General features: G+C 63.5%; 8 protein-coding genes. 2 read left to right on the forward strand and 6 right to left on the reverse strand.

The features are described from left to right. Window positions 1-34 precede the first annotated feature (34 nt). Both ACCD03_RS09775 and ACCD03_RS09780 read right to left on the reverse strand, forming a co-directional pair. On the reverse strand, window positions 35-574 hold the full coding sequence (locus ACCD03_RS09775; RefSeq protein ID WP_045203275.1) for a TIGR00645 family protein: 540 nt from the start codon (window positions 572-574) through the stop codon (window positions 35-37). A 91-nt stretch (window positions 575-665) separates the two neighbouring features. Continuing rightward, window positions 666-1,637, reverse strand: a complete 972-nt coding sequence (locus ACCD03_RS09780; protein WP_413411432.1) for a DMT family transporter — start codon at window positions 1,635-1,637, stop codon at window positions 666-668. A gap of 203 nt (window positions 1,638-1,840) precedes the next feature. Between ACCD03_RS09780 and acs the strand changes: the two genes are divergently transcribed. Together acs and ACCD03_RS09790 are read left to right on the forward strand one after the other, a co-directional pair. Beyond that, window positions 1,841-3,823, forward strand: a complete 1,983-nt coding sequence (acs, locus tag ACCD03_RS09785) for an acetate--CoA ligase (RefSeq protein WP_045203274.1) — start codon at window positions 1,841-1,843, stop codon at window positions 3,821-3,823. A 22-nt stretch (window positions 3,824-3,845) separates the two neighbouring features. Next, window positions 3,846-5,909 carry a VC_2705 family sodium/solute symporter gene (locus ACCD03_RS09790; RefSeq protein WP_413411433.1) on the forward strand — a complete coding sequence of 688 codons (2,064 nt, stop codon included), beginning with the start codon at window positions 3,846-3,848 and terminating at the stop codon, window positions 5,907-5,909. A 120-nt stretch (window positions 5,910-6,029) separates the two neighbouring features. Here the strand turns inward: ACCD03_RS09790 and ACCD03_RS09795 are convergent, their stop codons facing one another. From ACCD03_RS09795 to ACCD03_RS09810, 4 genes are all read right to left on the reverse strand, one after another. Then, window positions 6,030-6,833 (reverse strand): DUF4239 domain-containing protein, encoded by an 804-nt coding sequence (locus ACCD03_RS09795; RefSeq protein ID WP_413411434.1) that lies wholly within the window; start codon window positions 6,831-6,833, stop codon window positions 6,030-6,032. Window positions 6,834-6,837: 4 nt separating this feature from the next. Next, the gene (locus tag ACCD03_RS09800) at window positions 6,838-7,851 is read right to left on the reverse strand and encodes a hypothetical protein (RefSeq protein ID WP_413411435.1); all 1,014 of its coding nucleotides are present in this window, start codon (window positions 7,849-7,851) and stop codon (window positions 6,838-6,840) included. Between the two features lie 316 nt (window positions 7,852-8,167). Further along, window positions 8,168-9,730, reverse strand: a complete 1,563-nt coding sequence (locus ACCD03_RS09805; protein WP_413411470.1) for a methyl-accepting chemotaxis protein — start codon at window positions 9,728-9,730, stop codon at window positions 8,168-8,170. A gap of 523 nt (window positions 9,731-10,253) precedes the next feature. Further along, entirely contained in the window at window positions 10,254-12,257 is a 2,004-nt protein-coding gene (locus ACCD03_RS09810) for a CocE/NonD family hydrolase (protein ID WP_413411437.1), read from the reverse strand. Window positions 12,258-12,368: the final 111 nt, after the last annotated feature.

Genomic DNA, 12,368 nt, shown 5'->3' on the forward strand with positions numbered 1-12,368 from the left:
TCGTCGGAATCGCCGCGCCAGCAAGGGCGCAGCGTCAATGTGCGTCGACAGCCTCGCCGTGCGGATGCGCATGCGAAACGATGCGGTCCACCCACGCCATCACCAGCGCAGAGACCAGGAACGCCACGTGAATGACCACCTGCCACAGGATCGTGTGCGTGTCTTTCTGGGCCGCATCGATGAACGTTTTGAGCAGGTGGATCGACGAGATGCTGATCAGCGCCATCGACAGTTTGACCTTCAGCACGCCCGCGTTGACGTGATCCAGCCATTCGGGCTCATCTTCATGGCCCTCGATGCCGAGCTTGGACACGAAGATGTCGTACCCGCCGATGATCACCATGATCAGCAGGTTGGAGATCATCACCACGTCGATCAGGCCCAGCACGGCGAGCATGATCTTCGTTTCGTCCAAGTCGCCCAGGTGTGACACCAAGTGCCAGACCTCGACAATGAACAGATACACATACGCTGCCTGGGCGATGATCAGCCCCAGATACAGCGGCAGTTGCAGCCAGCGGGAAAAGAAGATCAGGCGCGGAATCGGGCGCAGCGGGGCGATGGGCGACTTCATTTGGCGGAACGGAGCGGAGGGTCGAAAGGCCGTGTGATTGTAACGTTCCGTGATTACAACATCGCTTACAGGAAAACGCTTGCGATGCGCTTTATTCCTGATCGAGTGACGGGTCGAGCGGGTCCAGCGGATCGGCCACGCGGCCGCGCTGCCGCCCCCGCTGTATCGCCGGGCGAGGGCGTGCAGGCCAGCTCGCCACAAGAATGCCCGCCACCACGCACGCCAGCGCGATGCCATGCGGCCAGCCCGGCGTCTCGCCCAGGGCGACGATTCCGTAGGTGGCTGCCGCAATCGGCAGCACCGAGGTGAACACGCCTGCAAGGTGGGCTGGCACATGCCGGATGCCCTTCATCCACAGCCAGAACGAGAAGATGCTGGCCGAGAGCGCATACCAGAGCACCAGGCCCCAGATGGGCAGCGGCACGCTCGACACATTGAAGGTGAGCAGCGGCATCAGCCCCAGGGGCAGCATCAGCAGGCCGCCGATCAGGTGCGTGTACGCGCAGATCTCGATGGCGGGCAACGTTTGTGTCAGCCGCCGCGACAGGATCACGTAGATCGATTCGCAAAACACCGCGCCCATCACCAGTGCGTTGCCGAGCAGCGCTTGCGAGGCATCGGCGGGCGCAGCGCCTGAAGATTCACCCCCGCGATAGGCGTTGAGAATGGCGACGCCCGCCACCGCGAGCGCCACCGACACCAGCGTGCGGCCTGAAGGCTTTTCGCGCAGCACGAGCCAAGACAGCAGGGCTACCGTGGCCGGAATCGTGCTCGTGATAATGCCCGCAGCCAGTGCAGAGGTCAGCCGCACGCCGTTGAGCATGAGCAGCGTGAAGCCGAACGTACCGAAAAATGCCTGGAGGAAAAGGTTGGTCCACTCGCCACGCGTCACGCGGCGCATGCGCGATGGCTTGTACCACGGCGCCATGCAGACGATAGCAATCAGAAAGCGCAGCAATGCAAACAACATCACCGGCATGACGGCGACGATCGATTTGCCGAAACCGACGTTGCTGCCGACCAATGCCATGGCAGCAATCAGGAAAAGGGCGTGGATGGGCACGATGAGGAATCAGTGGAAACCGGCACGGGGCGCGGCTCTGTAGCCGGCTATGTTGCGTTGCGATGCGTGCCGTAACGTGAAGTGACGCATTATAGTAGTGCCCTTCACGTCGGCTTGCGGTGCAGAAATGCGTAAGGCTGGAGTCAGGTCAGCCCCTTAGATTCGCCGCAAAACGACAACAGACATCGCTATCAGGAGACACCATGGCTGGCATTGAATCTGTCCTGCAGGAAACGCGCGTGTTCGACCCGCCCGAATCCTTTGTTAAACAGGCAAACATCGCCGGCATGGATGCGTACCGTGCGCTGTGTGCCGAAGCCGAGCACGATTACGAAGGCTTCTGGGCGCGCCTCGCACACGAGCATCTGCTGTGGCACAAGCCCTTCAGCAAGGTGCTGGATGAGTCCAACGCACCGTTCTACAAGTGGTTTGAAGACGGCGAGCTCAACGCCTCGTACAACTGCCTCGAACGCAACCTTGAGAACGGCAACGCCGACAAGGTCGCCATCATTTTCGAGACCGACGATGGCAAGGTATCGCGCGTCACTTACCGCGAACTTCACGCACGCGTCTGCCGCTTCGCCAATGGCCTGAAGGCCCTGGGCATCAAGAAGGGCGATCGCGTCGTGATTTACATGCCGATGTCGATCGAAGGCATCGTCGCCATGCAGGCGTGCGCGCGCATTGGTGCAACGCACTCCGTGGTGTTTGGTGGGTTCTCGGCCAAGTCGCTGCAGGAACGCATTGTCGACGTGGGCGCCGTGGCGCTCATCACGGCCGACGAACAGATGCGCGGCGGCAAGGCGCTGCCGCTCAAGGCCATCGCCGATGAAGCGCTCGCCATGGAAGGCACCGACGCGGTCAAGCACGTCATCGTCTACCGCCGCACCAACGGCAACGTGAACTGGGTGGAAGGTCGTGACCGCGCGATGGACGAGGTCGAAGGCGGCCAGCCCGACACCTGCGAAGTGACGCCGGTGGGCGCGGAACATCCGCTGTTCATCCTCTACACCTCGGGTTCGACCGGCAAGCCGAAGGGCGTGCAGCACAGCACGGGCGGCTACCTGCTGTGGACGTTGCTCACCATGCAGTGGACGTTCGACCTGAAACCCGACGACATTTTCTGGTGCACGGCCGACATCGGCTGGGTGACGGGCCACAGCTACATCGCGTACGGCCCGCTCGCAGCCGGCGCCACGCAGGTCGTGTTTGAAGGTGTGCCCACGTATCCGAACGCCGGCCGCTTCTGGGACATGATCCAGCGTCACAAGGTCAACACGTTCTACACCGCACCGACGGCAATCCGCTCGCTGATCAAGGCCGCCGAAGCTGACGAAAAGGTCCACCCAAAGCAGTACGATCTCTCCAGCCTGCGTCTGCTCGGCACCGTGGGCGAGCCGATCAACCCGGAAGCCTGGATGTGGTACCACACGAACATTGGTGGCGGACGTTGCCCGATCGTCGATACGTTCTGGCAGACCGAGACCGGCGGCCACATGATGACGCCGCTGCCGGGGGCCACACCCCTGGTGCCGGGCTCGTGCACGCTGCCGCTGCCGGGCATCATGGCTGCCATCGTCGATGAAACCGGGCACGACGTGCCGAACGGGCAGGGCGGCATCCTGGTCGTCAAGCGTCCGTGGCCGTCGATGATCCGCAACATCTGGGGCGACCCGGAGCGCTTCAAGAAGAGCTACTTCCCGGAAGAGCTGGGAGGCAAGCTGTATCTGGCGGGCGATGGCTCCATCCGCGACAAGGACACCGGCTACTTCACCATCATGGGTCGCATCGATGACGTGCTGAACGTCTCGGGCCACCGCATGGGCACGATGGAGATCGAGTCGGCGCTGGTGGCGAACCCGATTGTTGCCGAAGCTGCCGTGGTGGGCCGCCCCGACGACATGACGGGCGAAGCGATCTGCGCCTTCGTGGTGCTCAAGCGCTCGCGCCCCGATGGCGAGGAAGCCAAGCAGATCGCCAACGAGCTGCGCAACTGGGTTGGCAAGGAGATCGGGCCGATCGCCAAGCCGAAGGACATCCGCTTTGGCGACAACCTGCCCAAGACGCGCTCGGGCAAGATCATGCGCCGCCTGTTGCGTTCGCTGGCCAAGGGCGAGGACATCACGCAGGACACGTCCACGCTTGAGAACCCGGCCATCCTCGATCAACTGAAGGAAACGCGCTAACCGCCAGCGCTGGTCGCCAACCTTGGCCGCCGACTCCCAACAAGACAGCCGCTTTCGCAAGCGGCTGTTTCTGTATTACGGGCTCTATACCGTAGGGCTGCTGCTCTTCATCGTGATGATGGGCGCGATCGAGCGCGTGCGCGGGCCGGGCGTGTGGCTCGGCTATGTGTTCCTGTTCGTCACCATCGCCATTTATGCGTGTATCGGACTGATCTGCCGCACGGCCGATCTGACCGAGTATTACGTGGCAGGGCGCCGCGTGCCGGCGTTCTTCAACGGCATGGCCACGGCGGCCGACTGGATGAGCGCCGCCTCGTTCATCGGCCTGGCGGGCATCGTGTTCGCCTCGGGCTACGAGGGCCTCGCTTATGTGATGGGCTGGACGGGCGGCTACTGCCTGGTCGCTTTCCTTTTGGCGCCGTACCTGCGCAAGTTCGGTGGTTACACGGTGCCGGATTTCCTGGCCAATCGCTACGGCAACGGCGAGCGCGGCGGCAGTTCTGTCGTACGCGGCATCGCGGTGCTGGGCGCGACGCTGTGTTCGTTCGTCTACCTCGTTGCGCAGATTCAAGGTGTGGGGCTGGTGGTCACGCGTTTTATCGGCGTCGAGTTTTCGGTGGGCGTGTTCTTCGGGCTGGCGGGCATTCTGGTGTGTTCGTTCCTGGGCGGCATGCGTGCGGTGACGTGGACCCAGGTGGCGCAGTACATCATCATGATCGTGTCGTTTCTGGGCGTGGTGTCGATCATCGGCTGGCATCGGTATCACGATCCGCTGCCGCAGCTTTCGACGGGTCGCCTGCTGCTGCAGATCGAGAAAGAGGAACAGCGCATCGCGCACGACCCTGCAGAGCAGCACGTGCGCGACCAGTTCCTGAGCGAGGCGCAGGCGCTGCAGGAGCGCATCTCGCAGCTACCGCAGTCGTTCGAGCAGGCGCGGGAAACACTGAACACGCAGCTCAAGCTTGCACGCGAACGCAATGCGCCGCTGCGCGAGATCAAGTCTCTGGAGCGCCAGCGCGAAGAATTTCCGCCGGATGCGGCCGCCGCGTCGATCCTGTGGAACCAGCAGCGTGAAGACGCGCTGGCGCGCAGCCGCATGGCGCCGCCATCCATCGAGCCATTTCCGTCGGCGTCGCAAAACGAGCGCGGCACCGAGCGGCTGAACTTCGTGCTGCTGGTGTTCTGCCTGATGGTCGGCACGGCCAGCCTGCCGCACATCCTCACGCGCTTTCACACCACGCCGTCGGTGCGCGAGACACGCAATTCCGTGAGTTGGACGCTGGTTTTCGTGGCGCTGCTGTATGTCTCGGCACCAGCGCTGGCGGCGCTCGTCAAGCTCGACCTGCTGCAGCATCTGGTCGGGGCGCCGTTTGCCGACCTGCCACAGTGGATCGTGCCGTGGCGCAAGGTTGATCCGGCCGTGTTTGCTCTGCATGACATCAACGGCGACGGCATCGTGCAGTGGGCGGAGGTGATGATGCAGCCGGACATGGTCGTGCTGGCCGCGCCCGAGATTGCCGGGCTGCCGTACGTCTTATCCGGGTTGATTGCGGCGGGTGCGTTGGCAGCGGCGCTGTCGACTGCTGATGGCCTGCTGCTGACCATCGCCAACGCCTTATCGCACGACGTGTACTTCCACATGATCGACAACACGGCCAGCCACCAGCGGCGCGTGACGAGCGCCAAAGTGGTGTTGCTGGGCGTGGCGCTGCTGGCCGCGTATGTGACATCACTGAAGCCGGGCAACATTCTTTTCCTGGTGGGCGCGGCCTTCTCATTGGCGGCGTCGTGCTTCTTTCCGGTGTTGGTGCTGGGCGTGTTCTGGAAGCGCACCAATCGTGCCGGTGCCATCGCGGGCATGCTGACGGGGCTGGGCGTGAGCGTGTACTACATCATCGCCAACTACCCGTTCTTCACGCGCATGACGGGCGTGCTTGGCCAGCCGTGGTTTGGCGTCGACCCGATTGCCTCGGGTGCGTTTGGCGTGCCGGCGGGTTTTGTTGCGGCGATTGTCGTGAGCCTGCTCACCAGACCGAACCGGCCAGTGGTCGACAAACTTGTTGGCTACATTCGCGATCCGCAGTAAAAAAGCCGGCTCCCGACGAGCCGGCAAAGGGCAGGGCCGAAGCGTGGGGGCTCCGGCCCCGGGGCTGACCTCTCCCGCCAGCCCACAACGCGAGTGGGGCAGCGCGGCGAGGCGGCGCGCTCAGTCGGGCATGGGATGCGCCTGCGGCTTGTCGTTCGATAGCGTCTGGATGGCCCGCTCCAGCGGTGCCGCACTGACGCTGACTTCGCCTGCAAAGGGCCGGTCCACGGCCAGCACAAAAAAGAACGCCAGACCCAGCGTGGTCGCCCACACCGCCACCAGCGCCATGTGAAAGCGCGTGGCCGGCAGCGCATAGAGCAGCAACAACGACAAGCCGCTGGCGATCAGCATCACGCCCCAGAGCGTGCCGGGCATGGCGGCTTCCAGGTTCTGCAGGCGTTTTTCCCGGTACTTCACCATCTCGTTGACGCGGGCGAGCACTTCGATCAGCAGCACGCGCTCGCGGTCGTCGCGGGGCGTGATGCGGTTGGCCGTGGCAAACATGCTGTTGAACGCAGCCTCCGTGTCGGCATCAGGACGCGCTTGCTGCTGCATGCTCGGCCATTCGTCACGGACAACGTGCTCCAGATAGGTGATCAGCTCGCGCCGCGCGGTGGTGGCGCTCGGATGCGAGAACGCCGAGAGATCGCGCGCGAGTTCCGTGGCGCACGCAGCTTCGGCGGCCACGATGTCGGCGGCGGCTTGATACGCACCCCATACCGAGATGGCCGAGAACGCGACCAGCAACGAGTTGATGGTCGTGACGGCCGTCATCATGGCGATGGTCATGTTGCGCTGTTCGGCGTCGAGCGCGACTGGAAAAACGCGGCGAAACAGCACGTAGCCGCCCAATGCCACGAACAGCGTGGCGAAGACGATGACAGCGCCCATCGCCCATGCGGGGATGTTGTAGAGGAACAGCATGAGGTCACTCCTTGGATGGCCTGTTGGAGGCGGGCGGGGGCGCAGGAGCCACCGGGTCGCTGGTCGCGAGCATGGCGCGCGTGAAGTCGGCCAGGCGTTGGCGCATCGCTTCGGGTGAGGCGCTGCTATCCAACGTCTGTTGCAGATCGATCAGGTTTGCGGCGAGTTCGCTTTGCCACTGCGTGCGCTCACTGGCGGCGCGCGCACGGTAGGTCTGCATGGCAGCGTCGGCATCGGCCGAGCGGTCGCCGCGTACGAGTGTTTCGAGCGCATCCACCAGCCGCTGCAGCAACCGGTGCACAGCGGTGGCAGAGAAGCCGCCCAGCATCGCCAGCGTCGGTTTGCCGAAGTTGTGCATGCTGCCCCCGTCGAACAGATGCGCCGGCAGCATCTCGACGAGGATCAATCCGGCAATCACGCCGAGGATCAACCGTGCGCAGTAGGAGGCGTCGTACTTCGGGTCGTAGGTGGCTGCGGCCACATAGCGATGTGCCTGAAACAGCGTGGCAAACGACGCGCCCAGGCCCGCGCAGAACAGCAGGAACAGCGTGTTCCATAACAGGGGCGCGCCGTCCGAATCTAGGAAGCCTCGGTCGATGTTTGCGCTCGATACGTCGGGCGACATGCCGGTGGCAATCACGGCGATCAGGAAGACGATCGCGGCGCTGGTCAGCAGCCGAATCAACGGCACAGGACCGAGCCATGGGAATGGGTGATCGCTGCGATGCTGTGCGTCGAGCAGCGTGACGGCCTGCGGGGTAGCCGGTGCGATGGCGGCCGCAAGTTTGCGGTGGATGGCTGCCAGCGCGTGGTGCGGCGTGGCCTGCGGTGGCATCTGGCGGTCGATGAGCGGGCCGAGCTGGGCGATGAGTTCCGGCGCGACCGGCAAGCCGTGGTGCAGGGCGTAGCGGGCCATCGCTTCGCATTCTTCGCGCAGTTGTTCAACGAGGGGCGGGTTTGGTTGTGCCTGCGGTGCCGCACGCGGGCGCAGCCAATGCGCGAAGCCGAGCGGGGTCATGCAGGCCTCCCGTCGTTGGATGGCGTGCTCGGCAGGATGATGGAAAGCGAGCCGCGTTGCAGGTGTGGGCTGTTGTGTCGCATGGTGGCTTTCGTCGGCAGGGTGGGCCGTGCACGGCCCCGGCTTGCCCCGTTGCTTGTTTCACACGGGGCCAGTCCACTTTGCGTCGCCCGTGCGAGTCCGCCAATGCAGCGGAAGTCACGAACGACGGCCTAACGAAAGACACAGGACAGAAAAGAGAAAACGCCCGCGGCCTTTCGGCGGCGGGCGCAATGACAGCTTGGAGATAACAACTACGACGGTGACCGTGCTCCGGTCAGGCGCGGGCGGCGTGCGGATCGACCCGGAAGAAGGACATCGTAGCGTTCAGCTCTTGCCCCTGGTCCTGCAGCGATTGCGATGCGGCTGCGGCTTCTTCCACCAGCGCCGCGTTGCGCTGGGTGACTTCATCCATCTGCGAGATCGCCTGGTTGACTTGTTCGATGCCGCGCTTCTGCTCGACCGATGCGGCGGCAATTTCTTCCATGATGTGTGTGACCCGGGCCACGGCTTGCGTGACTTCCGTCATGGTCTCGCCGGCTTCGCCCGCCAGCGTGGAGCCGTCGTGAATGCGCTCCACCGACGACGCGATCAGTTCCTTGATCTCCTTGGCCGCCGTTGACGAGCGCTGCGCCAGGCTGCGCACTTCGCTGGCGACCACCGCAAAGCCGCGTCCCTGCTCGCCTGCGCGTGCGGCTTCCACGGCGGCATTCAGAGCGAGGATATTGGTCTGGAACGCGATGCCTTCGATGATGCCGGTGATGTCGGCAATCTTGCTTGATCGGTCGCTGATGTCCTGCATGGTCGATACGACCTGGCTGACGACCGTGCTGCCCTTGAGCGCCACTTCGGACGCGGTGGAGGCGAGCGCGGTGGCGTGCTGGGCGTTTTCTGCATTCTGTTTGACGGTGGACGTCAGCTCTTCCATGCTGGCGGCCGTTTCTTGCAGCGACGATGCCTGTGCTTCCGTGCGCTGGCTCAGGTCGGCATTGCCCGCCGCAATCTGTTTGGCTGCGCCGGCCACGCTGGTGCTGCTGTCGCGTACCTTGTCGACGATCTCGGTCAGGCGGCCGTTCATGTCGCGCAGGGCAGAGAGCAGGTAGCTTGTCTCATCCTTGCCTTGCACCTCGATGCGGCTGCTCAGGTCACCGCGTGCCACCGTCCGGGCGACATCCACGGCGGTGCGGATCGGCTGTGTGATCGAGCGCGTGATGATGATGCCGGCAACAATTGCCAGCAACACCGCGCCGATCGACAGGCCGGCCAACAGATTGCGCTGCATGACGTACTGCGCCTCATACGCCTGCACGAGCTGCTCCTGGCGCTCGTGCGTGTACGTGGCATACGCGTCCGTGGTCTTGATGAGGGCGGCCAGCAGCGGGCGGCACTCGTTGTCCATCTTCTGGATGGCTTCGTCGTGTTTGCCGGCCAGTGCCAGCCCGACGATGTCGGTCGCCACGGGGCCGTACTTGGCTTCCACGCGGTTGATGTCTTCAACCAGCTTACGCGCGCGGTCGCTGGTGTCCTTGGCGCCCGCAATCATGTCGTTGAGCTGCTTGAGCTTGTTCTTCACATCGTCGTGCGCCTGAAAGACGTCGGCCTTCTCCAGATCCAGGTCTTTTTGCGTGACCACGAGAACCAGGTTGCGCGCGGCGATGGCGCGCCGATCCACCGCCGTGCGCACGTCGTTTGCCACATCTGCGCGGGCGCTGATGCCGTGCACGTAGTTCGAGAACCCTTCAGTCGATTCGGACAGCGCCCGCAGCGACATGCCCGATACCACGACGACAATGGCTGCCAGCACGCCAAAGCCCGTTGTGAGCTTGGCTTTGATGGTCATCTGAAGAAAGTTCACTGCGTCCTCCGGTTTGCTGAATGGATTGAGAGGTGGTCGCGCACCGGAGCGGCTTTAAAAAAGACGGTCGACAACCACGTTGTTATGTGTAAGGACTGCGTACTCGAGAAAGATGCAGGTTATGTCACGGTATGACCGATTTGTATGCGTCGGATTTTTGGGTCTCCACGGGGTTATCGGCATTGAAAAGAAAATCCTGAATAACATTCTTTCTGAGCGTTTTCACTTAATGCAAATTGAGAACCTTTGTTTTACCGGTGAAACCTTATCTGGCAAGGCCTGGGGCGCCATCGTTTCGAATCGTGCCACGGATTATGCAGGCTGGATGGTGCCAACGTTTTCCTACTCTATTTGCGTTATTTATATTCAGATATTGATAATTTCACTACGGTATTCGCGATGCGTAGTTTCACGGACGTATTTAGCGGATTACATATTTTGGTGGTGCCTGGTATCTAAAGAAAACGGCCCGCGAAGCGGGCCGTCAGATCAACGCGGACGGGCCTTGCTACAGCGCCGTGGCCGACACAACGGGCAGCACAACCTTGGATGGATGGGCCGCATCGCTGTAGATCGTCAGCACACCGACGAGCGAGTTGAGCAGCGTGGGCAGCGGCGGTACGCCTTGCGGCAGGTTGCTTGCGCCCACGGCCACCCGCAGCTTGTGCCCCTTGGCGATGAGCGCACTCGTCGGGAACACCTCCACCGGCACCATGACGGCCTGGCCCGGCATGAGTGCCTGCACGGAGCTTGGGGTGAACGGATGCCATGGCTGGATCATCAGGCCATTCATCGTGCGCGAACGGCTCGCGTCCACCGCGCGCAGCGAGGCCGTCTGAAGCCCATCGGTGAGTGGCGTGACGTTCCCCGCCGCGTCCACGTCGTCAATGCGTACCGAGACGCCGGCGTCCAGAGCGGTGGTCGAGATCCAAACATCGGCCTCAATCGGCCCGTTGAGGTAGACATCCGCCGGCATGGGTGGCGTCTCGAACTTCACATCGGCGGCTTCGGCGATGGTGTCGTCGGTCTGGCACGGCAGCGGGAGGAAACCCGTCAATCCAGCCGTCCATTGCGACAGGCTGATCGAACATGCGCCGTTCAGCGGCAGCTGTGCGACCGTGTTGGACGCTTCGTTTGCCGCAGGCGCGGCGGCCGACAGGCTCTTGTCGCTGCGCAGGAAGAGCTGCTGCGCCTGCACCTGCGGATGCGGCCAGTCTGTAGCGGTGGCGTAGTGGCCGAGGCCGCTCACGTATTGCGTAACGTTGGGAAGCGCATCGGCGCCCACGTTCATGCCTTTGACGTACTGGTCGAACCATTGCAGCTGAATGTGGTTCAGCGGCGGCACGCCATCGACCGGCAACCCGCTGCCCAAAGCGGCCTGCAGATGCGTCCACGGGCCGATCAGCAGCTTGGCCGGTGCCTGCGTCTTGATGCTCTCGTACGTGAGCGGTTCACTGCGCTGGAAAAGATCGTGCAGGCCGCCCACCACGAAGGTCGGCACTTTGATCTTCCCGTCGTTTTCCAGCGGCGAACGCGTCGCCCAGAACGCGCCGTCATAGGCCGTGGCCGTCGTGCCGAGCAGCGCCTGCAGCATGGTCGGCAACTGGAACGTCGTGACTGCAGACACCAGGTGCTGCAGCACGGCCGGCAAACCGATTGTCGGGTCTGTCACCAGCGTCGGATCGGTCAAGCTAAGCACTGATACCAGACCGAACCACGCCGGGATGAAGGTCAGGTTCGTCTGGCCACCCGTGAAGACGATGTCGCGGTAGCCGTCGCCAATCGGCACGATGGGGAAGGCCGCCTTGACCGCCGGATGGTTCTGCGCCGCCGTGATGACGGTCGTGATCCCGAGGTACGACACGCCGTAAAGGCCGATGGCGCCGTTGCTCCACGATTGCTGGGTCACCCAGTCGACCACGTGGCCGTAGTCGCTTTGCTCATCGGCGCCAAAGGCGTCCCATGTGCCTTGCGACTGGCCGGTGCCGCGTACGTCCACCACCACCGTCGCGTAGCCGTGCTGGACGATGTACGGATCGGCCGCGCCCAGCGCTGCGCCAATCGAGGCTTCGTATTGCGCGTTGCCGCCGTTGTACGAGGTTTGCACCAGCACCGTGGGGAACGTGCCGGCAGCGGCGTTGCCCGATGCGTCGGCCGGCAAGGTCACATATGCCGCGAGCTTCGTGCCGTCCGGCATGGTGATGTACTGCGTGGCCTGGCGCGCGACGCCCGCGTAAAGCATGGGCGGGTTGTAGTCGACCCACTTCGCGCCCGCGTTGCTCTTGATGGACGTTCCCGGTTGCGCCGGTGTGGCACGCGTACCGAGCGTGGTCCAGTTGACTGCGGCCGGCTGCACCGGCTGTGTTGGCTGCATGGTGTTTGAATCTGCGGGGATGCTGTTGGCGACGGTCGAGCCGTCACCGCCGCCGCAGCCCGACAGCGAAAGCGCCGCGCACAGCAGCGCCGACATCAGCATGCGGCTGCGCCGCACGCGTGGGTTACCCATTTGCATGGGGTGTCTCCTCTTGAATGCTTTTGTTGTGTAGGGGGGGCGGCGCGCCGAAGGTGGCGGCACGCGGCCGATCGCTTCCGGTTCGGAAGCGGAGCAAGCGAAGAGGCCGGC

It is taken from the genome of Ralstonia sp. Ralssp135, from assembly GCF_047304345.1.
Lineage (GTDB): Bacteria > Pseudomonadota > Gammaproteobacteria > Burkholderiales > Burkholderiaceae > Ralstonia > Ralstonia chuxiongensis.

What these genes read in the sequence shown, in the direction of transcription:
- ACCD03_RS09795 (WP_413411434.1), bottom strand. Translation starts at nt 6,833, where the DNA reads ATGCTGTTCCTCTACAACATCCCCGCATGGGCGATGGGCGCTGTCATC.
- ACCD03_RS09800 (WP_413411435.1), bottom strand. Translation starts at nt 7,851, where the DNA reads ATGACCCCGCTCGGCTTCGCGCATTGGCTGCGCCCGCGTGCGGCACCG.
- ACCD03_RS09805 (WP_413411470.1), bottom strand. Translation starts at nt 9,730, where the DNA reads ATGACCATCAAAGCCAAGCTCACAACGGGCTTTGGCGTGCTGGCAGCC.
- ACCD03_RS09775 (WP_045203275.1), bottom strand. Translation starts at nt 574, where the DNA reads ATGAAGTCGCCCATCGCCCCGCTGCGCCCGATTCCGCGCCTGATCTTC.
- acs (WP_045203274.1), top strand. Translation starts at nt 1,841, where the DNA reads ATGGCTGGCATTGAATCTGTCCTGCAGGAAACGCGCGTGTTCGACCCG.
- ACCD03_RS09810 (WP_413411437.1), bottom strand. Translation starts at nt 12,257, where the DNA reads ATGCAAATGGGTAACCCACGCGTGCGGCGCAGCCGCATGCTGATGTCG.